This window comes from Bombilactobacillus sp. ESL1094 (genome assembly GCF_058107425.1).
The window spans coordinates 103,369-127,803 of the sequence record NZ_JBYLUM010000001.1; the positions used below are offsets into that span (position 1 = coordinate 103,369).

32 protein-coding genes and 1 pseudogene are annotated in these 24,435 nt (G+C 35.7%); 5 read left to right on the forward strand and 28 right to left on the reverse strand.

Annotation, left to right across the window (positions count from 1 at the left end; translation table 11 throughout):
- Nucleotides 1-2 precede the first annotated feature (2 nt).
- The 9 genes and pseudogenes from AC3B5S_RS00540 to AC3B5S_RS00580 form a co-directional block, all read right to left on the reverse strand.
- Nucleotides 3-371, reverse strand: a complete 369-nt coding sequence (locus tag AC3B5S_RS00540; RefSeq protein ID WP_489789943.1) for a head-tail connector protein — start codon at nt 369-371, stop codon at nt 3-5.
- A complete protein-coding gene (locus AC3B5S_RS00545) occupies nt 371-1,321 on the reverse strand; it encodes a capsid protein (protein WP_489789944.1) in 951 nt (316 codons plus the stop codon). The genes AC3B5S_RS00540 and AC3B5S_RS00545 overlap by 1 nt, the downstream gene beginning before the upstream one ends.
- A complete protein-coding gene (locus AC3B5S_RS00550; RefSeq protein ID WP_489789945.1) occupies nt 1,321-1,872 on the reverse strand; it encodes a phage scaffolding protein in 552 nt (183 codons plus the stop codon). Before AC3B5S_RS00550 ends, AC3B5S_RS00545 begins: the two co-directional genes overlap by 1 nt.
- A 139-nt stretch (nt 1,873-2,011) precedes the next feature.
- Nucleotides 2,012-2,245: a hypothetical protein gene (locus tag AC3B5S_RS00555; protein WP_489789946.1), complete on the reverse strand. Its 234-nt coding sequence runs from the start codon at nt 2,243-2,245 to the stop codon at nt 2,012-2,014.
- Complete coding sequence (locus tag AC3B5S_RS00560) at nt 2,238-3,716, reverse strand: minor capsid protein (RefSeq protein WP_489789947.1); 1,479 nt, start codon at nt 3,714-3,716, stop codon at nt 2,238-2,240. Before AC3B5S_RS00560 ends, AC3B5S_RS00555 begins: the two co-directional genes overlap by 8 nt.
- Nucleotides 3,697-5,135 (reverse strand): annotated as a pseudogene (locus tag AC3B5S_RS00565) (phage portal protein). The gene AC3B5S_RS00560 and the pseudogene AC3B5S_RS00565 overlap by 20 nt, the downstream one beginning before the upstream one ends.
- Nucleotides 5,117-6,370 (reverse strand): PBSX family phage terminase large subunit, encoded by a 1,254-nt coding sequence (locus AC3B5S_RS00570; protein WP_489789948.1) that lies wholly within the window; start codon nt 6,368-6,370, stop codon nt 5,117-5,119. Before AC3B5S_RS00570 ends, AC3B5S_RS00565 begins: the two are co-directional and overlap by 19 nt.
- Complete coding sequence (locus AC3B5S_RS00575; protein WP_489789949.1) at nt 6,363-6,845, reverse strand: phBC6A51 family helix-turn-helix protein; 483 nt, start codon at nt 6,843-6,845, stop codon at nt 6,363-6,365. The genes AC3B5S_RS00570 and AC3B5S_RS00575 overlap by 8 nt, the downstream gene beginning before the upstream one ends.
- A gap of 41 nt (nt 6,846-6,886) precedes the next feature.
- Nucleotides 6,887-7,684 (reverse strand): hypothetical protein, encoded by a 798-nt coding sequence (locus AC3B5S_RS00580; protein ID WP_489789950.1) that lies wholly within the window; start codon nt 7,682-7,684, stop codon nt 6,887-6,889.
- 202 nt (nt 7,685-7,886) lie between these two features.
- Here AC3B5S_RS00580 and AC3B5S_RS00585 point away from each other — a divergent pair, with 202 nt between their 5' ends.
- A complete protein-coding gene (locus tag AC3B5S_RS00585) occupies nt 7,887-7,991 on the forward strand; it encodes a type I toxin-antitoxin system Fst family toxin (RefSeq protein WP_489755844.1) in 105 nt (34 codons plus the stop codon).
- A 109-nt stretch (nt 7,992-8,100) separates the two neighbouring features.
- Here the strand turns inward: AC3B5S_RS00585 and AC3B5S_RS00590 are convergent, their stop codons facing one another.
- The 19 genes from AC3B5S_RS00590 to AC3B5S_RS00680 form a co-directional block, all read right to left on the reverse strand.
- On the reverse strand, nt 8,101-8,538 hold the full coding sequence (locus AC3B5S_RS00590; protein ID WP_489768975.1) for an ArpU family phage packaging/lysis transcriptional regulator: 438 nt from the start codon (nt 8,536-8,538) through the stop codon (nt 8,101-8,103).
- A gap of 71 nt (nt 8,539-8,609) precedes the next feature.
- Nucleotides 8,610-8,798 carry a hypothetical protein gene (locus AC3B5S_RS00595; protein WP_489789951.1) on the reverse strand — a complete coding sequence of 63 codons (189 nt, stop codon included), beginning with the start codon at nt 8,796-8,798 and terminating at the stop codon, nt 8,610-8,612.
- A 4-nt stretch (nt 8,799-8,802) separates the two neighbouring features.
- Complete coding sequence (locus AC3B5S_RS00600) at nt 8,803-9,012, reverse strand: hypothetical protein (protein ID WP_489757588.1); 210 nt, start codon at nt 9,010-9,012, stop codon at nt 8,803-8,805.
- A gap of 28 nt (nt 9,013-9,040) precedes the next feature.
- A complete protein-coding gene (locus AC3B5S_RS00605) occupies nt 9,041-9,565 on the reverse strand; it encodes a hypothetical protein (RefSeq protein WP_489789952.1) in 525 nt (174 codons plus the stop codon).
- A gap of 1 nt (nt 9,566) precedes the next feature.
- The gene (locus tag AC3B5S_RS00610) at nt 9,567-10,136 is read right to left on the reverse strand and encodes a DUF1642 domain-containing protein (protein ID WP_489789953.1); all 570 of its coding nucleotides are present in this window, start codon (nt 10,134-10,136) and stop codon (nt 9,567-9,569) included.
- A 20-nt stretch (nt 10,137-10,156) separates the two neighbouring features.
- Complete coding sequence (locus tag AC3B5S_RS00615; protein WP_489757585.1) at nt 10,157-10,486, reverse strand: hypothetical protein; 330 nt, start codon at nt 10,484-10,486, stop codon at nt 10,157-10,159.
- 220 nt (nt 10,487-10,706) lie between these two features.
- Nucleotides 10,707-10,871, reverse strand: a complete 165-nt coding sequence (locus AC3B5S_RS00620; protein WP_489789954.1) for a hypothetical protein — start codon at nt 10,869-10,871, stop codon at nt 10,707-10,709.
- Nucleotides 10,872-10,881: 10 nt separating this feature from the next.
- On the reverse strand, nt 10,882-11,376 hold the full coding sequence (locus AC3B5S_RS00625) for a hypothetical protein (RefSeq protein ID WP_489757583.1): 495 nt from the start codon (nt 11,374-11,376) through the stop codon (nt 10,882-10,884).
- Complete coding sequence (locus AC3B5S_RS00630; protein ID WP_489789955.1) at nt 11,327-11,599, reverse strand: hypothetical protein; 273 nt, start codon at nt 11,597-11,599, stop codon at nt 11,327-11,329. Before AC3B5S_RS00630 ends, AC3B5S_RS00625 begins: the two co-directional genes overlap by 50 nt.
- Nucleotides 11,600-11,992, reverse strand: a complete 393-nt coding sequence (locus AC3B5S_RS00635) for a RusA family crossover junction endodeoxyribonuclease (protein ID WP_489789956.1) — start codon at nt 11,990-11,992, stop codon at nt 11,600-11,602.
- 238 nt (nt 11,993-12,230) lie between these two features.
- On the reverse strand, nt 12,231-14,519 hold the full coding sequence (locus AC3B5S_RS00640) for an AAA family ATPase (RefSeq protein WP_489768981.1): 2,289 nt from the start codon (nt 14,517-14,519) through the stop codon (nt 12,231-12,233).
- A gap of 3 nt (nt 14,520-14,522) precedes the next feature.
- Complete coding sequence (locus tag AC3B5S_RS00645) at nt 14,523-16,112, reverse strand: DEAD/DEAH box helicase (protein ID WP_489768982.1); 1,590 nt, start codon at nt 16,110-16,112, stop codon at nt 14,523-14,525.
- A gap of 13 nt (nt 16,113-16,125) precedes the next feature.
- Nucleotides 16,126-16,644 carry a hypothetical protein gene (locus AC3B5S_RS00650; RefSeq protein WP_489768983.1) on the reverse strand — a complete coding sequence of 173 codons (519 nt, stop codon included), beginning with the start codon at nt 16,642-16,644 and terminating at the stop codon, nt 16,126-16,128.
- A gap of 10 nt (nt 16,645-16,654) precedes the next feature.
- Entirely contained in the window at nt 16,655-17,695 is a 1,041-nt protein-coding gene (locus AC3B5S_RS00655; RefSeq protein ID WP_489768984.1) for an ATP-binding protein, read from the reverse strand.
- Complete coding sequence (locus tag AC3B5S_RS00660; protein WP_489789957.1) at nt 17,695-18,975, reverse strand: AAA family ATPase; 1,281 nt, start codon at nt 18,973-18,975, stop codon at nt 17,695-17,697. The genes AC3B5S_RS00655 and AC3B5S_RS00660 overlap by 1 nt, the downstream gene beginning before the upstream one ends.
- A gap of 206 nt (nt 18,976-19,181) precedes the next feature.
- Nucleotides 19,182-19,502, reverse strand: coding sequence for a DUF771 domain-containing protein (locus AC3B5S_RS00665; protein ID WP_489768986.1), 321 nt, complete (start codon nt 19,500-19,502; stop codon nt 19,182-19,184).
- Between the two features lie 5 nt (nt 19,503-19,507).
- Entirely contained in the window at nt 19,508-19,831 is a 324-nt protein-coding gene (locus tag AC3B5S_RS00670) for a hypothetical protein (RefSeq protein WP_489768987.1), read from the reverse strand.
- 14 nt (nt 19,832-19,845) lie between these two features.
- A complete protein-coding gene (locus tag AC3B5S_RS00675; RefSeq protein WP_489768988.1) occupies nt 19,846-20,595 on the reverse strand; it encodes a phage antirepressor KilAC domain-containing protein in 750 nt (249 codons plus the stop codon).
- Nucleotides 20,596-20,607: 12 nt separating this feature from the next.
- Nucleotides 20,608-20,814: a helix-turn-helix domain-containing protein gene (locus tag AC3B5S_RS00680; protein ID WP_489768989.1), complete on the reverse strand. Its 207-nt coding sequence runs from the start codon at nt 20,812-20,814 to the stop codon at nt 20,608-20,610.
- Between the two features lie 231 nt (nt 20,815-21,045).
- On the opposite strand from AC3B5S_RS00680, the gene AC3B5S_RS00685 reads away from it, so the two are divergent.
- From AC3B5S_RS00685 to AC3B5S_RS00700, 4 genes are all read left to right on the forward strand, one after another.
- The gene (locus tag AC3B5S_RS00685) at nt 21,046-21,405 is read left to right on the forward strand and encodes a helix-turn-helix domain-containing protein (RefSeq protein WP_489768990.1); all 360 of its coding nucleotides are present in this window, start codon (nt 21,046-21,048) and stop codon (nt 21,403-21,405) included.
- A gap of 1 nt (nt 21,406) precedes the next feature.
- The gene (locus AC3B5S_RS00690) at nt 21,407-22,150 is read left to right on the forward strand and encodes an ImmA/IrrE family metallo-endopeptidase (RefSeq protein ID WP_489768991.1); all 744 of its coding nucleotides are present in this window, start codon (nt 21,407-21,409) and stop codon (nt 22,148-22,150) included.
- Between the two features lie 125 nt (nt 22,151-22,275).
- Entirely contained in the window at nt 22,276-22,893 is a 618-nt protein-coding gene (locus AC3B5S_RS00695; RefSeq protein WP_489757568.1) for a DUF3862 domain-containing protein, read from the forward strand.
- A gap of 88 nt (nt 22,894-22,981) precedes the next feature.
- On the forward strand, nt 22,982-24,241 hold the full coding sequence (locus tag AC3B5S_RS00700; protein WP_489789958.1) for a hypothetical protein: 1,260 nt from the start codon (nt 22,982-22,984) through the stop codon (nt 24,239-24,241).
- Nucleotides 24,242-24,435: the final 194 nt, after the last annotated feature.

The window sequence follows — 24,435 nt, forward strand, 5'->3', positions numbered from 1 at the left end:
CATTATCTTAACCTCCGAAACTGATTTAATTGACCAACAAAATCATCAGTCACTGCGTTCAATTGTTGAATTTTTGCATACAAATCAGCTGGCGACGTAAAACTAACTGATACATCGCCCTCAGAAATCGAATTAACATCACTATCTTGCGGATTGTTTACCCAATTATGGGATTGAATTAACTGAATACACATGGCTATCAGCGTCGGATCTAGTTCAATCGGTAAATCTTCAATTGGAATGTTGCAATAATTAGCTACATCTTGAATAACCTTGGTTAAACTAAATTCTAAAGTGGGATCTTCAGTTGGCGACTGTAATAATTTGTTAATTTGCTCCTTTAAAATATCAAACCTTTTAAATTCACTCATTATTTAGAACTCTTTGCTGTTTTAGACTCTAGCGCCGGAGTAGCTGGTGTTTTATCGGCAACTACAAATTGAATACCAGCAGTTTTCGTATTGAGCAATAACACATCATCGTAAGATTGTTCATAGTACAAATAATTCCCACTCGTGGCAGCGGTTGGTGAATCAAAACCAGCAAACGTGTATTTCTCTGGTGCAACTTGCACGCCGTTGTAAATTAACATCATTTCAATCTGCTGTGCATCATCTAAAGGCTTGGCACCGATAGTAAAGTCGTACTTCGTCTGCATTAAATCAGATGGAATAATCACAATTGTCACGTCATCTAAACTATAAACTGTCCGTTGAATCGTGTTAGCATCTTTCAAAACTAACGCCCGATTCATAGCCTCAGCACGTTTTAAAATCGCATTTACTTTTGGAGTTACATATAAAATTCGATTTTGATTAGGAATCCGTGCTTCATCAAAATCAACCATAATATTATCAAAAGCTTCTAAGATATTCTTTTCATCTAAAGTGTCTGTTGTAATGCCCTGACCACCATCTTTAGTTTGTTTTTCCTGGAACAGTTTGCTAAACATATAACGGTCTTTTTCGGGCATCTTTTCATCTAAGTTAAACTGTTTAGTAATATTAGCCATGGAGACGACTTGGTTAGTTTCATCAACATCTGATGGATCGACCAATGTTGACCAATACCGTTCATTCTTAATTTCGTAAGTGTCCCAATCATTACTATAGTTCGGTGTAATTGGTGTAATCGTCCGCCGAGAACGGTCTTTTCGTCCTTCTAAAATACTTAATTTAGGCAATTTGATATGCTTAGCACCATCAAATTTAATTAAACTATTCGATGGTGACTGCCATAAAGCACTGGAATATAAATGTCCATCATAGAAACTTTCTTGCACCGCCTGTTGGTAGGCTTCTGCATAATTAATTGTTGCCATTATTTACCTTCTCCTTTAAAAATATTTGTCATTTCTGCCACTGGATCAGAGTCACCACCCGGAGCACCGCCTTTCGGGTCGTATGGCTCCTTTGTACCCTGGTCAAATAAATAACCATCAGACTTTTGTAATGAAGCAAGTTGACCGTCTAAGCCTTCAAGCTCACCTTTGTCATTTAACTTAACTTGGTCCATATCTAACAATGCTTTGGCTGCTTTAGTATTACGAACTTTAGCTCCTGTTAATGCAGTGTCAATAGCGCTGTTTAGTTTGGTCTGAGTTAATTCTTTAGTTAAATTATCAGTGTCTTGTTTGTACTTATCTTGTAAGTCCTTGTACCGATTGGATAACTCTTCATTATCGCCAGCTTGCTTTTTTAAAGATTTCAAATCTTTATCGCGCTCTTGAATTTGTGCTTTTAAAGACTCATTAGTTTGCTGCAATTCAGTATTGTCTGCCTTAGATTTCTCTACATCAGCACCATGCAACGCCATAACCTTATCAACTTGTTCATCATTCAAACCTAATTTTTGTAATTCTTCGCGTTTCATTAATACTCATCCTCTCTCGCAATATTTTACGTGGGGCGACCACAATCAAGGGTATAAAAAATAAGCCTTTTTACGCCATGCTCAGGGCAAAATAAAAAGCAGTTGTTAGCTGCTTAAATTCCAAGAATAATCCTTTTTATCAATACCAAGCTATCGTATAATTTTTTGGAAATGATTGTTCTTCAGAAAAATCATTTAATTTAGTAATGAGATGATTCAAATAGCTTTCAGGGTACTTGGTAATTGTATTTTTTTCTAGTCTAAACTGTTGAGATTTAGAATCGTATTGAATTTCGCCCTTTTGCTTTGACTCAATGTTGAATTCGTATGTTACTAAATTTTTATCTTTATTTAATAGATTTAATTCAATCATTTTTATCAACCTCCAAAGCTTTTCTATAATCATAAATTAACTGTGTTCGATCGTGAGCTTCTTTATACGTAGTAGTTCCGTCAGACATTAATATCGACTCATACAACTCGTGTTCTAGCATTAGTATATCATGTTTTTGAATATCATGCTTATTATGAGAAGCCAATCTATTCCAAGATTGGGCCATATCATAATCAGGGTCAAACTTATGAATTTGTCCGTAACTAAATAAATGCTCATTTATAAAGATATGTTCATAAACTTTTTGAATTTGCTTTGGTGAAAAACCAGTATTCTTAGCAACTAATTTTATTTGAAAATCTTTATTACGATTAACAAACTCAGAATACAGTTTCTTAGCAATATTATCTTGTTTAATAATTTCCTGATTATTGTACCAATCATCAAATTTGGCGCCAGATTCTTTAGTTCTTTTGAAGATTTTATCTACAAATAATTTTTTCCATTCACTAAATTTCATATCTTCTATATTAACACTTTTACCTGTTTCAGGGTCACGCATCCAGCGTTGTTCTAAGCCAGGCAAATCTTTCATATACGGCATGGTCGTACACCGACAATAAGGGTGAATTAATGGATAATTGATACCGTCTTTTTCATCCTTAACGTCAAATATCTTACCATCTAAGTGTGCACATTCTTCACACGTATGTGATTCTAGGGTGGCTAAATACTCGTATTGGTCAATACCCGATTCTTGATAGGCCTTAGCAGTGGCCTGTTCTGCTACGTGCCCCATTTCAGTAATTACTAATCGGTGAATCTGATTATCTTCAACATTCTTAAAACGTTGACGAAACATCTTAAAAATTCGTGGTTCCGAATATCCTAAAACCGTCCCACGTAACAGTGCATCAACTAACTGATTAGGCAATAATTCTGTATAGTTTTTCCAAATCCGTTTTGAAAAATTAGACCCTTGCCATGGCTTACTCACTACTTGTTTCAATTGATTTTCGTTAAACCTAGCAAAATTATTACTTAATTTAGCTTGCTGCACTTGTGTGTTAAAAATTGTATGCATGTAGGTATCTTGAAACTGTTTTTTTAAACCAGCTTCAAAATGATTAGCTTCACTTGGCTCAGATTGTTTCAGTAAATTTGTTAATTGGTCATTGATATTTTGTAAACGAGACAACCGACTTTTAAAATACTCAGCATCTAATTCTTTATCATAAAAACCAGTCTTTGCTTTAGCTTCAAATTCATCTAGTGTCATATGCCAATCAGTGGTACCAATCGTATTGAGAATTTTACTAGCATCTTCAACACTAGTATTCTGATTATTTGCATAACGCTGTAACCAATAATGAACTTCCTTCTCTAAATCCTGTTCAACTAACTGTAATCTTGCTTGCATCGCAGATTCATATTCAGCCGAATTAGTTAACTGTCGGTCTTTTTCCTGCAAGTAACGTTTTTGCCAATAATTAGTCTGATTCTTCGTCATTATCGTCACCACCAGTGTCGTTCAAAGCACCAGGATTACCGAAGCTATCATTACGATTTCTTAAATCTTCTTGCTGGTCTTCTAATTCCTGTTGCCAATCTTCAACTAGTGGATTGGCTTTAGCAATCGCCTCTTTGCTGGTCCAGTTAGCCAGCTGACTAACAATTTGGGCCCGTTCAACGTCATTTTGAATTGCTGTTCGAGTCCACGTTTGATTGATTGACCGACTATCAGCATCCACAACATGCAACCAATTCATAATGGCTCTTACTAATTCAGTCAATGCATCTCTAAAGTAAGCCTCAGTCTTCGCAGCTTTTAATTCCAAGTGTGAATACAGCATCTTAATCGCGGTACCCGTTGCATTATTAGTTTCAAAATCAGTCGGATCAATACCTTGTGCATGAACAAAGATATTAGTCTTGGTGGTTTCTAGCATCGAATTACGTGCTTCAGTGGGAATTTCAATCGTTAACTGATCCATGCCCGATTCATCGCCAGGTCCTAAAGTATTAAACTTAACTGCTTTGTCTTTTCGCAACGACTCCATAAACTCATTTAAATCTTGACCACCATAATTTTTTAAAATAAAAATGACCTGTTGGATGTCATCCAGGTCATTTACATAGCCGTTATAAACTTTATCGTAAACATCAATCAAACCTTTATATTTAAACAAATCTGGTTGCTGCTCTTTATTTTTAGGAAAGGCGATAAATGGTATTCGACCAAGTCCATGTTCAAATACATTCGACTGCCCAGTCTCTTCACCAGTCGCCACATCATAAATTGTAAAGCGATCATTGATTGGCACTAAATCAAAGTAACTATTACTTGCTGATTTAAACACTGTCAACGTGGTATCAGTCCAATACTCATGAATAGAATAGTTCTTAGCAGTATCAGGATCCAAACTTTGATAAGTTCGACGCAAAGCAATTAACTTTCGATTCAAGTCTGTTGAGTAAATTGGTGTGATTTGGCCAGGTGGAACAATCGCATATCGAAATTGGCCACTATCATCAATCCAATAATGTAACCAGCATTAGCCGCATCAACCACTAATTCATTTAAACGCAAGGCAAAATTATCACCCAAAGTATCGATGATTTGTTCATTTAGTTTATCGTCATCAACGTCAATTGTTGGTGGTTTAGTTGCTAAATAACCAGCTTCTTGGTCGACTAGTAGTTGATGGAAGTTAGAACTCACGCGATTATCAGCATTGCGCAATGGATTTTTGCTACTAGTTTCTTCGTCCTTGTCTTTAGTAATTGATTTGCCTTGATTTTTTAAAGTAATATCATTTTTATTCAAATAATAACGTTTAGAAATATCATACTTATTCAAAAAGTTATTTCGTCGCTGGTCGGTATTCCTGAGCAATTCCTGCATCTGCTTTACTTCCATGGTTGCCATCCTCCTTTTCGCATTAAGTTTTCTAACGCATATCTTGTGGCATCCATCGTATGGTCATTACCATCGGGATAGCCTGATTTGTAATTACCGTTTAAATCAAGATCAAACTCATAGCTGGTAAATTCCCGCCAGGCATTTGGGCAACGAACAGGGTCAATCACAATTTCTCTCAAGTCTTCCAACCATTTATAACCATGATCCCGTGAACCTTGACCCTTGCGTGCACCATAAATATTCATTCCTAAATCACGATATTCGGCAATTGTACCTGGAGAAGCCGAATCGGCAGTCACGGGCTCATTTAATAGATTAAGTTGTTTAATCTGTTGCACCGCTTCACGATTCTTGAGACCGACTTGATAAATCTCTCCGTAAATAAAAATCCGCCGTCTGGCGGAATCCCAATAAATATTTACATAAGCAGTTGGATCATGTGCAAACCCAAAGTCTAAGCCGTGATAAACCTTGTCAAAACTATTAATTTCTTCATCAGTGATTTCACGAGTCGTAACGTTGTTAAACACTTCCGCACCAGTACCCGTAACTTCGCCAAGATACTCATGACGGTAAGCTTTCTCATTGTCTTTTTTCAACTGCTCAGCATCGGCCAAGAACTCAATACCTAACCAAGATTTAGGCACTGAGCGATAATCAGATAAGTTAACCAACGTATCATCACGCATCTGTTCGGTGTCGACTGCTTGATTGACCCAATTAGATTGCCTTGCCGGTGGATTATAGCTGTAAAACGTAATAATGCCAGAACCACCACGACCGAGCGATTGATTAATCGACCGAATTTCTTCCATACCTTTAAACTCAGTAACTTCTTCAAAGTGTTTGAACTTGGTATAGCCTTGTCTGAAAGTCTGTGATTTAATCTTGCGTGGATCATCAGCACCTTTGAATCTAATCTGTTGGCCAGTCGGTCGAAAGGTTAACTGCATTGGACTAACCGATGACTGCCAGTAATCATTAACTTTCAGGAGGTCAATTGCCCACAAATATTGCTCAAAGACCGAATCACGCAATGTGTTAGCAACTTTCCGTAAGACAATTGCATTCGCATCTTTATCTTGCATAATTCCAAGAACAATCATGATACTAATAAAGGAGGACTTGGTTGAACCCCGCCCTCCTTTGAGCCAGTAATTTGAATGTTTGCGATTATGAATATCCCAGAACATGCTGTAAAACGCTGGTGAGACGTTATCTTTTAGACTTACTTCAACCATCCGTTCCCTCCTTTGTTGGAATATTAAAGTTAATATCAATTGCAGCATCATTAGAATCATCCGATTCCAATTGATCAGCTTGATGCTCAGAAATACGTGCTTCAGCAAGTGCTTTACGAACCTTTGCTTTATCTAAATCAGGCGAACCATTGTCCGAAAATAGCCCTGCCCGCTTAAAGACAGTTTGAATTGCCTGTAGTTTAACCATCTCGGATTTTCCATGCTTGATTAGCTTCATTAACTCTTTAACGGAATCTGGCAAAGCCTCGTCTAATTGAGAAATACTATATTCACGTTGTGCTTCAATAAATAATGGATCATTTTTCCACTTAGCCAAAGTCCTGCGGCTGCGATTCACTTGTTTGGCAATCTCTTCATCCGTCAAAGTATCTTCAAATAGCAGTTTGACCGCCTTTTTACGGTCACTGTTCAAGCTATGAAAAGCCTTATTTTGTGAATTTTTGTGTACTGTCACATCATCTCACCACACCTCCTAATTTTCAATTTCAAAATCAGTTATTCTATAAAATCTTTTTTTCTTTTTTTAGCTTTTTTTTCTGCATCTAATCCATCGTGAGGTCCATGTGTATACACTTTACTGCCATATTTTTTATCATCATAAATGTGAATATGTTCAACTTTATCACCATAAGTAAAAAATATATCAGTTCCATTAATAGTTTTACATTTAATATCTACTCTATATATTTCTAAATTCAATTTTTTTGTTTCTGGATGTAATTTCAAATATTCACTACTATCTCCTATTACAACTTTTTGTTCCTTCTTGATAGGCAACATATGTCCTTTAATAATTTTATGATTATGATCTTTTATTTCTTTATAATCATCATAAAACAATTCTTCAGGAACTTTATCATTGCCTTTATTATGAAATTTTATATAAACATTGAAAACAACATTTGAAATAGGAAGTTTACTAGTAATTGTTGAAATAAGAACATTAAAATATAATTTTCCATCTTTATTTTCATTACAAAGATTAAATGACGTATGACTAAGATTAAAGTAGGGTAATCTCTGCTTAAATTCATTCTTTTCATAATCTCTATTGCTTTTTTTTGATAAATATAAAGAAACTATAACAGAAGCAATAGTACCAATTGCACTAAACCAATCGGCAGCTGATCCATTACTAAGCCAATATACGAAATTATTCCATGCCCTATCCAAAATACCAGATTCAATATATATTAGACAAGTTACCATAACGCCAATTATAATGCCTATAACAATGCCTAAAGTAAAAGCCTTGTTGTTTTTAAACCAATTAATAAACTTACTATTTTTCATAATTCACACCTCGGCACAATCATATCGCCTAGGCAATAAAAAAGCCAGACTCTTAGTCCAGCTCCCTAAATTATTTACACTATCATAATACCTCTTAAATCAATCGTTTCTCCCATAACATTTCCTCTGGATTTCCCCCAGATTACGAAATTTTTTATGATATAATTTTACATGGCAACTCGCCCCGAGAGGGGGTGGCTCCATGTTTAGAGATTTCCTAACATTGATCGTTGCACCAATTATTGTTGGCGCAGTGAATCAAATGATTGCTGAATGGTTGCACAGCAAACATAACAAACGAAAATGAGTTGTCGCTTGCAACCACACAAAAAAAGCCATTCCTATTCGGCGTAGGAGTGGCTTTTGTGTTTCCATGCTAAGATTTCCTAACATCTCGCAAAGTCATTATAACACGATTATTTAAAAACTAACAACCTGCCGTTCTGGTAAACTTCACAAAATCCAATTAACGCCCGATCACGTCGGTTTTGCATCATTCGTACCGAAATTAGATTGTGGTAAATTCGTTCGGAAATGACTAAATCTTTCAGCTTTTCAGGCACTAAATACGTGTAATACAAACTCAAACATTCTTCTCGGTCTAGCTTCAAAATAGCCGTGGTCATTTCATCAATATCCATTTGTGCTTCATGCTTACGGTCTAATTTAGTGAGCAGCGGTATCATCTGTCCATCATGGTCACCACTGGTAGCTTTAGGCATACCGTCAATAATCGGCGACTTGAGGGTGTCAATGTGATAATCCGCTATTCGTGCCCACATTCTAAATTTACTTAAAACATTCCGTGCGTTTGCCCTACTTTGCTTGTTGTCCAACTCATCGAATAATCCCAAGCCGCCAGCTCCTTTATGATATAATTTAATTACGATGTTAGAAGCTGCGGTTTAACGACCGGAGTTTTTTATTACTCATTTTGAGGGATTAATTCTGTCTGTGCCGATTCTAAATTGACACTGATTGTATCCTTGGTAAATTCATTCAAACGGTCCAATGAAATATCTTTGGTATTGGCTTTAAATTGAATTGTCACTTCATCATCTTTCGTCTTAAAACTATCAATCTGTCCTTTAAATTGTAATACTTTACCGTTCATTATCTTAATCCTCCTTTGGATCATACATAGCCAATTTCAAGTTAATTGAATAAATTTGACCATTGATTTCTTGAGCAATCTTATTGGCTGCTTCAATTTTCTTAAAAACACAAGCCTCACTAAAAGACTTAGCAAACAAGATATTTCCTTCTTTAGCAAATACAGGGTCTTTTTGCCCTTGATAAAAATAATTACCAGTTTTTACAACGTACATAATTCACTCTCCTTCCTCATCCACTGGCTCACTTTGTTTCCAACAAATCTGAATTGCCAGTCAATAAAATAAGAAAGATTTCAAAGAAACGATTAGCATATGCTAACAGAGGAAATTTTTCTTTTCCTGATTCACCTTTAATTTGATCCTTAGTAGTATATGCAAGAAAATGATGCTTGGTATCTACTAAGACATATTCAAGATTAGGATCATAATTGCTTAAATAATCTTTCGCATAAGTTAAATCAGAATATTTTTGTTTATAAAGAAGTGTTAATTCATCCATAGAATTTTCTGTAATATACATTCCAGAAACGTGTTCAAGTAGTTCTTTTATATCATTATCTACATTGTTGGCTAAATTAACTAACTCCTGTGTTTCCAATTTAAATTCATCATCTAGTTCTTCTAATCTTGTATAAAAATCTGTCCAGTAAGATATATCTTCAACGGTTAATACTTCTACGTCCGTAATCTGTTCAACAGCAGGTTTAATAATTTTATTAATTACTAAGCTTTGAAAAGCATCTTGTTTTTGGTTATTTTTAGTCATTTTAATAACCTTCCTTCTCTACCAACTCAGCGAATGGCTTGAACTGCGGAAAATGTTCCTCTATTTCAGCCATAGTGAATTGATTTTGATACGTATCATCTATTTGTTCATTGGTTCCGAGTTCCCATTCAGCAGCATTACTAAGAGTATCTGGATCAGTCTGCAAATAAGCACATCCCGACTCTTGTTTGAAGTGAATATAGTATTTCGACTTTTTTACTTTCCAACCAATTTGATAAGCATTTAATAATGCTAATGGTCCATTATCTTTGCACCATAAAATGGTGTCTAATTCATCTTCACCATTAGCCACATAAGACGTGGACATTGTTTTTTTAATCAACTCTTCTAACGTCACATTTCCGTTCTCAACTTCATTTAGCATATTAGCTACATACTGTGGTACATTAACTTCGGGAATATCAAACGATAGCTTTGGATTATAGCCATTCTTAACAGCATAATTAATTTGCCCGTTAATACTATTTATTAAACTAGTTTTGTGTGAAGAATCATTCTTCATATCATTCAATTGTTCTTGAACGTCACTTAAATTAATCTCAATTTTCATTTATATTCCTCCAAAAATAATTATTCTAAATCATCAACAACAACTGTTCCTGAACCAATATAGATATTGTGTTTCTTATTATGTGAATCTACATACTGTAAATCGTGATCATGATATTCAATATCGAATTTACCTTTTTGAGTGAATAAAACTTTGCCGTCAACATTGTAAACCGTAATTTTACGCTTCAGTCCATTATGTGTTTCAGACTTAAAATTTTTCGCCATTCTCACGCCTGAACCTGTATCATGAAAATACCAATTGGTACAGCCAGCTATTCCTAAAATAATAATTACTATACCTACGAGACAACCCATTTTAATTGAATGCTTACTAATTGATTTCTTCACTTCAATACTCTCCTATAACTTAATCTTCAATTTCAAATCAGAACTCGGTCTCTGTAAAATATCTTGATAAAATGACTGAAATATTTTTAAAAATATTTCGTACATAATTGCATCATCACCACTAGATTTATTAATGGTAATCTTCGTGCTATCAATCAAAAATTTTAATGAAGCTAGTAAGTGATTTTTATTTAGCCTAACTGTTCGTTTCATGTTTTCCTCATTGCTTTTTTTCTTTAAAAACCAAATCAACAAAATCAGAAATTTTTAGCATTACATTAATATCTGTTTCCGTTATAGGTCGATTCATGTGCCACAAAGCGTCTGTTCTGAGTCCGCATTTTTTTAATATTTGTTCAGCTTCAGCTATCGTATAAACTTTCATCTATTGCCTCTCAATGAACTAAGAAATCCAACCGCTCATACAACGGCACATTAACTGACGACACCCGACAGCTTTCAATCTGATAGCCATTTACACGTTCGTGTTCTCGTTTAGCATTAACCAACTGCGTTTTAGAACAATCCAAAAACTTAGTAATATTTTTCAAATTGTCCGTGTAATAAACTCGGTGGTCATTACATATCTTTTCTGAATAAATAATTGGCAACTGCACATGATTATTATTAAATGCTTGATTAAGTCGGCAATAATCAATCTGCAACATTTGCGCAGTTTCAACCATACCGGCGTTATGATTAGCCATATAAATTAAAGCTTTGTTGACTAACTTTTTATCTTCTACGGCTCTTTGTGGATCAATCTTCACGACTTTCATGGTCCGACGAATTTGCTTCAATTCTAAATTGTCATCCGGTACGTGCATCAAGTCGCCATATTCATCTTCCAGCTTTTGAATCTGCGGCATTACCTTTAACATTGGGTTCATGTTCTGCCCCCTTAGCTTGTAAACTCTCATCTTGGTATTCAAAAATAGCCACTAAAAACTTCACTACTAACGGATGATGATTGTACTTCAACTCAATTTGACTCAAGCGGTCACTTAGCCATTCCCAATATTCCACTGAACCAAAATCTAACTGTTGTAATTTTTTGTTTGATTGCCACATCACTCGTAGCAAATCAGTGAAGACATTCTTCCAAAAATCCAATCACACCGCCTCAATTCGAATATAAATACCGGGTACTTCCGCCCAAAATTTTTCAGTTATCAGGCTAACCACAAAACGATCATCTTGCCAAAATCCTAACTTCGTCATGCAATCTTGCAACAGCTTAACCGAATTATCCAAATCAGGCTTGGTATCTTTGAACTCACCATCAACGTGTTTACCCCTAATTGGAAAACACCACTTAATCATCAACTGCACACTGCCGTAAAACTTTTCTTTAGGTACATGTTGAGCTAAGGTATCCAAATATTTTTGCCGCGCAACTTTTAATTCTGCTGGTTCATAAAATATCGGCTTACCTTTAACCACATGTACTTGTTTTTCTTGATGCGTCACAGTTGGAATTTTCATTGGCATAAAAAACTCATACATTTTAATCTTCCTTTAATTTTTTATTTTTAAAAATCTGTCACAGCACCACTTGCTCCTCGTCTTGTTACCCTTCATAGCTATCTCTCCTGAGAGGAGAGCTATGAAGTAACTGACGGACAAGCAGTTTGCAGGGTTGTAAGAGCTAGGTAAAAACTATTAATTCCTAGATTAGCAATTACGAATGCTATCTTTTTTAGATATGACTAGATGTTAATAGCCATGAATAGAAAACATTAAATTAATTTTTAATTAATCTTCCGTCCTCAGCGTGAAAATTTTTATGTTTTCTAACCCTGTTGTAAACAGCTTGTCTTTTTATTCCCAAATAAGCAGCTATATCACTAATGTTTGCAATTTTTCCATCTTCACTAATAATATTGAATGCTTCTTCTAACTCCTGCTGAGCTTTTTGACTACGTTCTTGATTGGACCTTTGAGTTCCTTCTAACCATTTATCATTAGCGCTACCTTTAGTAGCCTTGCGCTTATGATTTTCTTTTGGATCTTCTTCCAATTGAATATCAGCTAGTGAATCGTCTAAAACGTGTACTGGATATCTGAACCAAGCATTAATTGGTGCAAATCTCGGAAATTCGCGCAACGTACCTTCTAATCGCCAAGCCGTTTCTTGACGAACAACTGATATTGCTTGGTCTTTGACCGCTTCGACTGTCTTTAAAATCACTTGAGAGTTTGGCAAGCTAGCAACTGCACTCATTAAATGATGACTCATCTGTGATTTGCTTGACTGATCATCCAAACTGACAGCATCGTAACTAGGTGCGTACTTTTTTATGGCTTGTTGATAAACACGACAAATCTCTTCATTTTCCAATTGCGCATAGCGGTCTTCACTAACTGGTAATTCAATTAAATCTAAAATGGCATCTGGGTCACGGGCAAACACTCCTGAACCACTAGAACGGTCCATTGAATTTTTACCACCTTGATTACCTTTTGAATGATGGTGGCAATAAATCACTGCACAATTTAATTCCGTAGCAATCTTGTCGAATTGATTAGTAAAATTGGCCATCTCATGCGCTGAATTTTCGTCGCCAGTTAAAACTTTATAAATTGGGTCAATAATGACTGCAATATAATTTTCTTTCATTGCCCGGCGAATCAACTTCGGGGCCAATTTATCCATTGGACTCGTCTTACCCCGCAAATTCCATACATCAATATTGCTGACATCTGGGTGTCCTTTACCAATCGTGTTATAGATTTCAACAAAACGTTTTTTAGCAGAACGTTCGTCTAACTCAAGATTGACATATAGCACGCGACCTTGGGTGCATTTGAATCCTAGCCAATCCCACCCCTCGGCAATGGCAATCGCCAATTCCATTAAGGCAAATGACTTACCAGCTTTCGACGGTCCCGCAATTAACATCTTGTGTCCTTGACGTAGCATGCCATGGATTAATTCGGGAGCTAAGACAATTTCTTGATCAAACAAGGTATCTAAACTTTCGATATCGGGCAGGTTGTCGTTTAAATCTTCAATATATTCTTCCCATTCTTCCCAGCTAGCTTTACCAATGTTCTTATCAATCAAGAATTGCTTTTGGTCTCCGCGCTGAAACCCCGGTAACCGTGTTAAACGTGATGGATTTTTATTTTGCTTATCAACTTGCAGACCATTTTTCTCAACGATTTTAAAAAGATAATCTACTCGTTCTTGATATTGTGGGTAATTAATCGCATCAACTTTCACAATGGCGTGTAAGCTACGATGACCAGAATAGGAAAGGGCTGCAATTGGTAATTCAAGTTTATGCAAGATTTCATTTTGCTTTTCAATTTCTGTGGTATCAGATTCAATTAAGGCATACCGGTAATCAACCACATTTGTATTTTTAACACCTTGTCCGTCTAACGGGTTAAGTCGCACCCACGCCCCCGCTTCGGGATTCGGGTCGCCCATTACCGCTCCAATATCACCATGGCTGCGTTGTAATTCTTCAATTAATTCGCCGGCTGTCCGCGTATAGATACCTTTTGACGGTAACCACTTTTCGACTGCTCCACTCTCATTACTCGTTTTCGGGTAGGCATTATTGACATACCCAACAATATCTCCCGGTCGAAACAAAGCATTAAGATAATCAATAATCTGTTGGGCGGGGTTCCAATTCTTAGGTTCCACAACTTGTTCGCCCATAATCCAATCGGTATTAAATAGCTTATATCCTTTATCAATTCTGGACTCGGTCGCCATAAAGCTATCGTCCCAGCCAAAAGCTGTGTCATCGCCACTACCTGGTTGCCACCCATTATCTTTTGCCATTTGCGTAATCGTCGCCCCAGTGATTGGTGAATCAGCACCATCAAAGCTATTCCACTTACTTTCACATTCACCTTCATGGTAACGACTACTGTCACTTTGAGACCAATTAGCCCAATCTTGAGCAGTGTAGCCTTCGTGCTTTAACCCCATTCCAACATCGACCCATTCTTGATAGCTCAAAGAAGCGGGATTGATATATTCTAAAAGAGGTAACAAATCAAATTTCTCTTCCATAAACTATCCTTTCTGTGGTTGATATTCTGCCGGCTTAATATTTTTGGGAATGCGCCAACCACTGGCAGCAATTCGATTAATCATCTTTTTAGCCGCTTCAAAATCCCAAGTACCAACGTGTTTAAAGTTGCGTTTTTCTAAAAATCTAATCTGCTTTGGAGTGGCCAGCCCTGCATCACGTCGTTTGCTTAAATGATTCAATAAGACTTCGGCTTTTCCAGCATTTTCAATTTCATCAGGAAAAATACCCATTTTTTCTAAAGCACTTTTTTGCTTTTTGGTTGCCGGTCCCATCTGGTAACCAAATTGAGGTACATAATTAGCCAAGTCCGCTGATTGAATGGACATTTCAAATTGCAATGGATCGACTAACTTGCGCTTACGTTTGCGCATTACTGCTAATTGATCCGCCAAAGAATCCTCACGTTCCTCAACCACCTCATCGCTAGCTTTTTGCTCCGCTTCTTGCAAATCAATTGCTTCGCCATTAGCTTGTTCAATATCTTCAGTCATCTTTTGAGCAACTTTAGCATCGGTGGCAATCACACTTGCCGGATGACATAGCTCATGGCGTTCGGTGTGCCATAAAAAATCTAATAACAAGAGGTCCTTTTTATTGGGTGCAATTCTGGTTCCGCGACCAACCATCTGGCTATAAAGGGCTCGCACTTTTGTCGGTCGTAAAACAACAACACAATCAACATCTGGACAGTCCCAACCTTCAGTTAGTAACATGGAATTACATAATACTTGGTATTTATCATTGGCAAAATCTTGTAAAATTTGCTTCCGGTTAACAGACTCGCCATTCACTTCAGCAGCAGTTAAACCATGCTGTTTGAGCATGTGGCAGAACTTTTGAGAAGTTTTAACTAGCGGTAAGAACACAACGGTCTTGCGTTCAGCGCAATACTTTGTCATCTCGACAGCAATTTGTTCCAGGTACGGATCCAAGGCCGTTCCTAAATCTTTCGTAGAAAAGTCACCCGATTGTTGCTTGACACCCGAAATATCTAGTTTTAATGGGATCGTAATAGCTTTAATCGGTGACAAATAACCATCTTTGATAGCTGCCGGCAAACTATACTCATAGGCTAAACTGTCAAAGTATTCACCAAGATTGCGCATATCACCCCGATCCGCTGTCGCAGTAACGCCCAAAACTTGAGCACTTTTGAAATAATCCATCACTCGTTGATAGCCATTTGAAAGAATATGATGGGCTTCATCAACGATAATCGTGTCGAATTTATCAGGTTGAAATTGCTTTAAACGCTGGTCTCGTTGCAAAGTTTGCACGGAACCAACTGTGATGCGATAGAAAGAATTAACGCTGGTTTGTTCGCCTTTTTCTACGGCCGCTTTTAACCCAGTTGCTTGATATAATTTATCGGCTGCTTGTTCCAATAATTCGCCCCGATGAGCCATAATTAATACTTGCTGCCCTTGGCGCACTAGCTCTTCAGCTAGTTTAGTAAACACAATGGTCTTGCCGGTTCCGGTCGGAAGTACCAGTAAGGTTCTTTGATGACCCTTTTGCCATTCAGCTTGCACTTTCTCAATTGACGTTTGTTGATACGGTCGTAATTCCATAATTTACACCCCATTAAAATGCTCCGGTTCCTGGTTGATAACCGTTTTGAACTGGTGCCTGGGTTGGTGGTGTTTGTGGTTGTGTATTAACAACTGTGGCATTAGGATCGGGTTTCAAAAATGTTTTAACTCTGTTGTTCGTCCGGTCTTGACCTTCTTTTTGATAATGGTTAATCTCTACTTCAGCCTGCCCCTTACTACCCACAACTTGGTTCCAATTAGGTTTAAATTGCTGTCCATCAACAACCGGTTGCCCGATTGCCTTAAAGAATTGCGTTAATTTCCAAGAGAATTTCTTCAATAAATAAAGACGTTCTCTAATTAACGTTGACTGACCATCTTGCGACGTAATCTTAACGGTAACTTCAGCAAATGGTGCTCCGTTGGGAATCTTATCAGAATTACCCTCGTAATTTTTCCGTTCCATATCGGTAACTTCAAATGGATATTTACCTTCTGGTAAAGTTACAAATTGGGTTTCCTCAGCTTCAAACGCACCGTCCCAGCTGATAAATTCATTTTCGTTGTTCATGTTATTTTTCCTACTTTCTCACTTTTGTATTTAATAGGCCCATAGCCGCATCCCACTTAGAAGCTAAATGTTGCCATAAATCAGTTGGTACATTTTCTAACGGCGTATCAACTGGCATAAAACCACCGACATAAATAATTTGGCGCATCTCATCCACAGAAACGTGATTTAATTGCATTAAATCAGCAACAGCTTTTGGAATAACAGCCGGGATTGTTTCTGTCGCTGTTTGTTCTTCTCGTGGATCAGCTTGCGGTGCTTCCTGTTCCATTGCTGGTTCAGGAGGTAAAGGTGGCTGCTCAGGCATGGTTGATTGTTCTATTGGTGCTAGTTTGGGTGTCACTTTATTAAACGCATCAGCAATTTGGTTATAATCAAAGTCCAATTCATCTGCTAAGCCTAACCGGTTCTTAGCGTCCCATGTTGGGCGGTGGGTTGTGTACATTACCCGTTGCCCACCTTGAGCTTTTTTAGAATTAGTCTTACTGTCGGTGACCACAATGGTTTTGTAATTCGCAAACAAAACCATATCTGCCCATTCTTTGACCATTGGCGCAGTTTTCTTTTCTAACTTCAACTCATATCGGTCATAAGCCCCCATTTCATCGGGCTCTTCTTTCTTCCGTAACCAGGCATGAGCGGTAACCACAACGTTTATTCCACAATCAATAACTTCACTTAATTTGTTGAGTAAATTACCCATTTCTGTCGCTAATGCAACATAACGTTTCCCATAATCGGTTGAATCAATCATTTTCCAACCGTTTTGCGAACAAAGATGCTTTTTGCATAAATCTTCGGCCCAATCAATTGTGTCCAAAACTAAAGTTTGACATGGTCGATTTACAATAGTTTCTTCAACTTCTTGCATCAACATTTCCCAACTCGTGGGTTTGGGATATCGGTTAACATCTAAATAATTAGATGAATCTTCAGTATCAATAAAGACCGGTTTAGGAAAATGACTCGCAAAAGTTGTCTTGCCGATTCCTTCTACCCCGTACAACACAACTTTTTGTGCTTTCGGAACAATTCCACTTGTGATTTCCATTAAAATGCTCCCTTTCCTTGCCAATTAGTAGTGGCAGTTTTTGTTTCACCATAGCCATCTTCGATAATGATTGAACATTCATCACCAGTTGAAACACGGGTGGCAATAGCTTGTAAGCCTTCAGCTTGAAGCCAATCACCAAACTCTTTTAAAGTTTCTAAGTCCATTTGTTCTAACTTATCTAGCAATACAAAGCCGCATTCTGGTTTAAGCTTACGGACAATCGCCGTGGACACTTTGAGTTGATCAGAACTCGACATGTTATCCCACTTTTGGCCTTGATAAACCAGCTCACCATCTTCAACAGATAAACCTGGTAATGGTAGTTGTGCTTGCTTTAATAAGTCGGCTTTTTGTTGTCGGACATTATCTAATTGGGTACTCAACTGAACATACTGGTTGGTGTAGTCCTTGGCGTCTTCTTCAGCTTTATCCTTATCCAAATTAGCTCGCACTTTGCGGTTAATTTCATCCACATCAGCAATGTTCTGTTCCAGCTCTGCGGTAGATTGATCTTGCAGTTGTTCAGTCGATTGCTTGGCAATTTCAACATCATTGAGCGTTTGTTCGTGTTGCTGCTGGAGTTGAGCTAATTGTTCACGCAACTGATTAATTTGGTCATCTTCACGTTTATATTGATCAGTTAACTGCTGCAACTGTTGGCGTTTGCGTTCATTATCACCATTTTGTGCCAGTATCGTTTGTTGCTGTTGAATTAAATCCGAGACAGCTACTAAATCTTTGGGTACACCAGGATAATATTGTTGCTCTTCGGCATACTTTTTCTTTTGATCGGCAATCTGTCCCAGTTCATGACGCTGGTTATAAATTTGCGTTTCTTGTTGTTCTAACTTAATTAATTGATCTTGGACGCCGATAATTTGTAACAAGATATTAGCCTTTTCTTTATTACTGGCATTCATAAACTTCGGAAGATTAATGGCTAATTCTTCAACAAAGCTATTGAGCAATTGTTGCCCCGCTTTTTCACCATTGGGGTCAATCACTTTCAAATTTGATTTTGGGCCACTACGTTCAACAATTAAGCCATTGTTCAATACCACATGCAATTTGGGTGGTGTTACTGAACCTTCACGCTGTGCTTGCGACGGTTTGTATTTGTTACCACCTAATGCCCAAGCAATCGCATCTAACACGCTAGTCTTACCTTGGTTATTTTTGCCACCAACAATAGTTAAACCGTTATCTGATGGTACAATTTCGACAGCTTTAACCCGTTTAACATTTTCAATTTCTAACTTGTCAATTTTGACTGGCATGTTCATCTTCCTTTCGTGTTATACTTAAATCTGTAATGAATATTGCATTTGACGCCAACCAGAGTGCCTGCTCTGTGGCGTCTTTTTTGTTTACAGTCCCCATAAATTTTTCCAACCTCCTTTAGCATCAACTAGATCTTTGAGTCCGTAGCCAAACAAAACACCAATAACTACACTAATGACATCAATTGGTACAACCATGCTTTTCACCTCCTCTCATTACATATCTCGCCAAAGTAATCTTGCATAAATTGGCTAAAACCATGTGGTTCAAATTGCCAACCATTCTTACCTGAAGCTTTAGGATATTTGACACACTTACTTAGTTGCCGTTTAAATCGAGAAACGTATAAAACATGCTCACGAAACCACTGTAAGTCGTGTCCATAGCGTTCTTTTAAATCTTTAGAGTTCCACCAGCAGTCATAGTCTGAACGTTCCTGTAACTGTTCAAGCTCTGATTTTTTAACTAGTACATATTCTGATGGAATGGTAATTTCTACTGTGCTCGTTATTTTCTGGACCACGATTATCACTCCTTTTTTGGTCTATCAGTATTCAAACTATCTATTTCTTTTAAAGATTTATTTATGTTACCTTGAATTTTAAAAAGAGAAAGACTAATTATTTCGTGATTTCTAGAGAATGCGTATTTAAAAGATTGGACCTTTTCATTTCTAAATAAGTCTTCAAGATCTTCAAAATAATCAGATGCAACTTTTAAAAATGTATTTGCATCGTTTAATAAGCAAGTCAAATCATACAAATCTAAAGAACTTCTCTTCGCCAATTCATTTAATAAATCAAAGTTTGATATTTTAGAAAGAAAGTTTATTTTTGTATTTTTAGAGTTCACAATGTTCTCCCTTTCTATACGTCCAGTACATATTGTTCTTTGATAATTTCTTGACCTAAAAATTTATTAATGAAGTATTGTTGCCCCTTTCCAGTGACCTTGGGAGTTTTTGTTACTTTTACGCTTCCATCTGGATTTTGAAAAGTACGCTCTTTGATTTCAAACAGTCCTAAATCTAAAGACTTTTGAGTTGGCATATTACGATCTGATCTTTTACCATTGATAAGGTATCCTTTTTCGCGCATCCACTGGAACAATCTATTTTGTCCGATGTTTACACCGTTTTGTTTGATAATCTTTGCCAATTCACCAACTAAAATACTAGTGTCACTTGTTTTAACCGCATCAGCAAACAATGCTTTAGGCTTCAGTTCGCCATTTTCAATTCGAAGTTGATTATTTTCATCTTGCAAAATCTGATAACCACGTTTGACTACTTCTGCTGGATCATTCCATTTACGTTCTAATTCAATGAAATACTTTCGATACTTCTTACCTTGTTCGGTTTTACTCATCATCGAAAGTTCTTTTGCCATTTCAATTGTTATGGCATAGTCATCATATTTCCTAAATGTACCTCTATTGCCACTTTTTGTGAGGTAACTTTCAGGTTCCCTCACAAAATCAATGTTTTCAATGAATCCATCTGATGCTTGATCAAACCAAGCTGAAAACTTTTTCTTTGACTTTAAACCTTTATGCAAATCTCTAGCTGAAACTAACTGTTGATTATTTTCAATAGTTACTTTGATCAATTCTTTCATTTAAATATCCTCCTATTTAATATCTAAAATGTGTTTCATTTTTCTTCTCAATTCATTGGACTTGGGTGATACATCACCTTTAATCGCACGATTAATTTGAGCAGGATTAGAATTTAACATTGATGCCATTTCGCGCTGAGTAATACCATGCTTCAGTAAAGCCATCTTAAATTCTGTTTCTGTATTTTTAGCAGCTTCAATCAATGTTTGATCTAGCATTTAAAGTCACCTACCTTTCATAATTTGTTTATCAAATAGTTGCACATTTTTAGACAATCGTCTATAATAAGGGTACAGAAAATAAGATAAAAGCTTTATCCAATCTACCGTTTTTTCGAATAGAGCATTTTAACTTAAGCTTATTTTATTGCTTAATTACTTGATGAATTAATAGTAACCCAATTGTCTAAAATTATCAAGCTAATTATCTAAAATTTAGGAGATTTTTTTATGACTTTATTTGATAACGTAAAAAGTATGGCTAATGAGCGTGGTTTAAGCTTACTTAAATTAAACGAACAAGCAGGATTAGGAAAAAACGCAATATATAAATGGAAAACTCAAACTCCTTCCACTAAAAATTTAACAAAAGTAGCTAAAGTACTAGGAGTTACGGTTGATCAATTAATAGATGAAAATAAAAAAAATACAAGTGATGACGATTTTTATGAATTAACCAAAGGACTTTTCAGATCTGTAGCTAAAGGAAAAAAATTAGATTCAGAAGAAACTGAAGAATTAAAAGATGACTTCAAAGAATATTTAGAATTTCGTGCTAATAAATTAAAAAATAGAAGGAACAATAAATAATATGGCAAATCTTTTAAAATCAAAAAAAATGGCACAGACAATAGAAAGGATAATAAACAACAATACCAACAAATCTTTAGCCGATTATTCTGCACAACCATATTTAAAATTATTTATAGATAATTACAGCCAATATATGGAATATGAATTTAAAAATGAAAGTATTTTAGGACATACTCTTACAGACGACTTAGGAACATCAACTACTATTAATTCTAATATTAATGATCCCACCAGAATGGCATTTACACAAGCACACGAATTAGGTCATCTATTTTTACATCAAAACGAATTGAAATTAGGTAAAGCTTTTTTTCATCAAATGGGTGATTATATAAAAGATCAAGATTATGCAGAAAAAGAAGCTAACTGCTTTGCCGCTAATCTTTTAATGCCAGATGATGTTTTATACGCAGTAATGTATGAAGGAAAAAGTAGAAAAAATATAAAGTCAACTCAATTTATATCCTATGAAGCGTTTGGATACAGATTATATGATTTTCTCTTAAATAAGCTTCTTTTACCTAAAGATTATGCGCAAAAATTAAAAAAAGAATTTATGAATTCTTTACCCGGTCACGACAAAGAAAGCATATTATCAAAATCTTGGAAAAGGTTAATTGTTTTTGACTACAATGACTATATCGACTACGACAAAAAGATATCAGATGCAGATGTAACTAAAACTAATATAAATATTATCAATAATTATTATTCTATTAGTAAGAGTGATTTTTCTTTATAATTTTTGTAAACGTTATATGAATAATATCCAATAGTTTAATTCAATTGCAATTTATAGGATACATTTTTAATTAAATAGTCCAAATACTGACGACTTTAAAAGCTGATACTTAGGGGGAATATGTAATGAAAAGTACAACTAAATTATCTATTGTAGGGTTATTAGCAGTGGGACTTTTAGCAGGATGTGGAAGTAATTCCAGTTCTAATAAATCCAATAATTCAGGTAACAAAACGGAACAACAGGCAAAAGCCGATCCTAAAAAGAATGGTCCAACACTGAATGATTTTAATGCTATTCAATTAGGTACAGATAATGGTACTTCAGATACTGACATTGTTAATAAATACGGTCAACCTAATACAACTTCAAGTCAAGCCGTGGGACCCATTCAAGCTGATGACAAAATTTGGAATAAAGTTAATGGTGGTGGATTAGGTTCTACTTTTACAGTCGGATTTTCTAATGGTAAAGCTGTCTTAAAAGCTATTACTGGATTAAAAGTTAAACGTGATAAAAAAATCACTCTTGAAGATTTTAATAATATCCAAAACGGACAATCGGTTGATGATATAACTAAGAAGTTCGGCCAACCTAATGGCTATTCAGAAACTAATGCTGCTGGTCAAGAAGCCAAAGATTTAACTTATACTTCTGATATTCAAGGAAATATCGGCGCTAATATGGTAATTACGACAGTTAATAATGCTGTTACTGGTAAAACTCAAACACAGATGAAATAATATTAACTCTTTCCCCACCACGGGGAATTACATAGGTCCAAATACTGATGACGATAAAAGCTGTATGTTTAATATGGGGGAAATCATAGTGACAAATGAAAAAATTATTATTGATTTGCAAAAAATAATTGATGAATTACCACATTTAGAAAGCTCTTCCAATTATTGGCTAATTAGGGCTGATGGAGGAAAATTCTACGTGGACTTTCAAATGAATAATTATGTAGGTTTATCATGGAACGAAATAACATTAAAAGATATTAAGGATAGTAATAATTCAACAGATGCTTTAAAAAAGACTATACAAGAAAAATTTCCTCAGCTTTTTACAAACTCAGTTTCCCAAAAAGGTCAAGATGAAAGCCAAGATCTTGAAATAAGTGAGGACAAAACGCCCCTTTCTTCTAAAGAGCTTGGAGCTATAGCAGGACAGTTAATGAGATTTGTTTATGATATAAATAAAAATGATATGGTTGTGGTTCCATCAAAACAATCGGAAACTTTTTTAGTAGGTAAAGTTGTTAGTGATCCATATGAAATACCACGCAAAGATATAGAAAGAATGGAAAAAGGATTTGAATATGAAAAATCAAATTTTCAAAAAAGAATAGATATCAAATGGATTGGAAGATTTAGTAGAGAAGACGCAGACAGTGCATTATATCAAATGATATTTTCACAACATACAGTCAGTCAAGTCAACCGATATAAAACGTTCATTAATCGTGCATTATTTGACGCTTATATTTTAGATGGAGAAGAATTACACTTAACTTTTCATATAAACAAGAAGACAAATGTGGATGCTAAATATTTAGGTCAATTCATATATCAGTTTTCAGAACTTTATGAAACATTAAGCAACAGTACTGATCTAAAAATCAAAGTTAATGTCCAATCTAAAGGTCCTGCAGAAAGTACAGCTAAATATCTGTTAGCGGCCGCCACAGCCGTAGCATTTATTTTTTGTTCAGGAACTGATTTTTGTGCAAATGCCATTAAAAATGGAGGATCTATATCATATTCAAAAGGAAAAATAGAAATAAACGTAAATTCTTCAGAGATTAACTCAATCAAAGCCGAAGAAGAAAAAGAAAAATTAGATAACCGAAAAATGAATGATCGTCTATCAAACGAGGAAAAAGCTTATAAAGAAGCGCAAAAATTACGTGTACCTATCTCAGCCATAGATATTGATTTGCCTAAAAATATTGAAAACAAATTACAACAACAACTGGATCAAAATCCTAATTACAAAAGATTGCAACATAATATCCAACCAACAATACAAGTAAATAATCAATACAATAATCAAAGCCCAGACGACGAAAACAATAATAGCAATTAAAAATTAGTAAATGTTAATTTTAACAAATGTTAAAACAATAATCGAAGCAACGCATATGCTACTCAAAAGAATAATTGAGTTTTTTATTTTTACATTACCGGTATCAAAACGAAATATGATTTTTGCAACAGGATAATAAAATATGGTTGTAACAAATAAGATAAGTGCAACGTAACCTGAAACTTCTATAATTA

What these genes read in the sequence shown, in the direction of transcription:
- AC3B5S_RS00540 (WP_489789943.1), bottom strand. Translation starts at nt 371, where the DNA reads ATGAGTGAATTTAAAAGGTTTGATATTTTAAAGGAGCAAATTAACAAA.
- AC3B5S_RS00545 (WP_489789944.1), bottom strand. Translation starts at nt 1,321, where the DNA reads ATGGCAACAATTAATTATGCAGAAGCCTACCAACAGGCGGTGCAAGAA.
- AC3B5S_RS00550 (WP_489789945.1), bottom strand. Translation starts at nt 1,872, where the DNA reads ATGAAACGCGAAGAATTACAAAAATTAGGTTTGAATGATGAACAAGTT.
- AC3B5S_RS00555 (WP_489789946.1), bottom strand. Translation starts at nt 2,245, where the DNA reads ATGATTGAATTAAATCTATTAAATAAAGATAAAAATTTAGTAACATAC.
- AC3B5S_RS00560 (WP_489789947.1), bottom strand. Translation starts at nt 3,716, where the DNA reads ATGACGAAGAATCAGACTAATTATTGGCAAAAACGTTACTTGCAGGAA.
- AC3B5S_RS00570 (WP_489789948.1), bottom strand. Translation starts at nt 6,370, where the DNA reads ATGGTTGAAGTAAGTCTAAAAGATAACGTCTCACCAGCGTTTTACAGC.
- AC3B5S_RS00580 (WP_489789950.1), bottom strand. Translation starts at nt 7,684, where the DNA reads ATGAAAAATAGTAAGTTTATTAATTGGTTTAAAAACAACAAGGCTTTT.
- AC3B5S_RS00585 (WP_489755844.1), top strand. Translation starts at nt 7,887, where the DNA reads ATGTTTAGAGATTTCCTAACATTGATCGTTGCACCAATTATTGTTGGC.
- AC3B5S_RS00595 (WP_489789951.1), bottom strand. Translation starts at nt 8,798, where the DNA reads ATGAACGGTAAAGTATTACAATTTAAAGGACAGATTGATAGTTTTAAG.
- AC3B5S_RS00600 (WP_489757588.1), bottom strand. Translation starts at nt 9,012, where the DNA reads ATGTACGTTGTAAAAACTGGTAATTATTTTTATCAAGGGCAAAAAGAC.
- AC3B5S_RS00605 (WP_489789952.1), bottom strand. Translation starts at nt 9,565, where the DNA reads ATGACTAAAAATAACCAAAAACAAGATGCTTTTCAAAGCTTAGTAATT.
- AC3B5S_RS00610 (WP_489789953.1), bottom strand. Translation starts at nt 10,136, where the DNA reads ATGAAAATTGAGATTAATTTAAGTGACGTTCAAGAACAATTGAATGAT.
- AC3B5S_RS00620 (WP_489789954.1), bottom strand. Translation starts at nt 10,871, where the DNA reads ATGAAAGTTTATACGATAGCTGAAGCTGAACAAATATTAAAAAAATGC.
- AC3B5S_RS00625 (WP_489757583.1), bottom strand. Translation starts at nt 11,376, where the DNA reads ATGAACCCAATGTTAAAGGTAATGCCGCAGATTCAAAAGCTGGAAGAT.
- AC3B5S_RS00635 (WP_489789956.1), bottom strand. Translation starts at nt 11,992, where the DNA reads ATGTATGAGTTTTTTATGCCAATGAAAATTCCAACTGTGACGCATCAA.
- AC3B5S_RS00640 (WP_489768981.1), bottom strand. Translation starts at nt 14,519, where the DNA reads ATGGAAGAGAAATTTGATTTGTTACCTCTTTTAGAATATATCAATCCC.
- AC3B5S_RS00645 (WP_489768982.1), bottom strand. Translation starts at nt 16,112, where the DNA reads ATGGAATTACGACCGTATCAACAAACGTCAATTGAGAAAGTGCAAGCT.
- AC3B5S_RS00650 (WP_489768983.1), bottom strand. Translation starts at nt 16,644, where the DNA reads ATGAACAACGAAAATGAATTTATCAGCTGGGACGGTGCGTTTGAAGCT.
- AC3B5S_RS00655 (WP_489768984.1), bottom strand. Translation starts at nt 17,695, where the DNA reads ATGGAAATCACAAGTGGAATTGTTCCGAAAGCACAAAAAGTTGTGTTG.
- AC3B5S_RS00660 (WP_489789957.1), bottom strand. Translation starts at nt 18,975, where the DNA reads ATGCCAGTCAAAATTGACAAGTTAGAAATTGAAAATGTTAAACGGGTT.
- AC3B5S_RS00675 (WP_489768988.1), bottom strand. Translation starts at nt 20,595, where the DNA reads ATGAAAGAATTGATCAAAGTAACTATTGAAAATAATCAACAGTTAGTT.
- AC3B5S_RS00680 (WP_489768989.1), bottom strand. Translation starts at nt 20,814, where the DNA reads ATGCTAGATCAAACATTGATTGAAGCTGCTAAAAATACAGAAACAGAA.
- AC3B5S_RS00685 (WP_489768990.1), top strand. Translation starts at nt 21,046, where the DNA reads ATGACTTTATTTGATAACGTAAAAAGTATGGCTAATGAGCGTGGTTTA.
- AC3B5S_RS00690 (WP_489768991.1), top strand. Translation starts at nt 21,407, where the DNA reads ATGGCAAATCTTTTAAAATCAAAAAAAATGGCACAGACAATAGAAAGG.
- AC3B5S_RS00695 (WP_489757568.1), top strand. Translation starts at nt 22,276, where the DNA reads ATGAAAAGTACAACTAAATTATCTATTGTAGGGTTATTAGCAGTGGGA.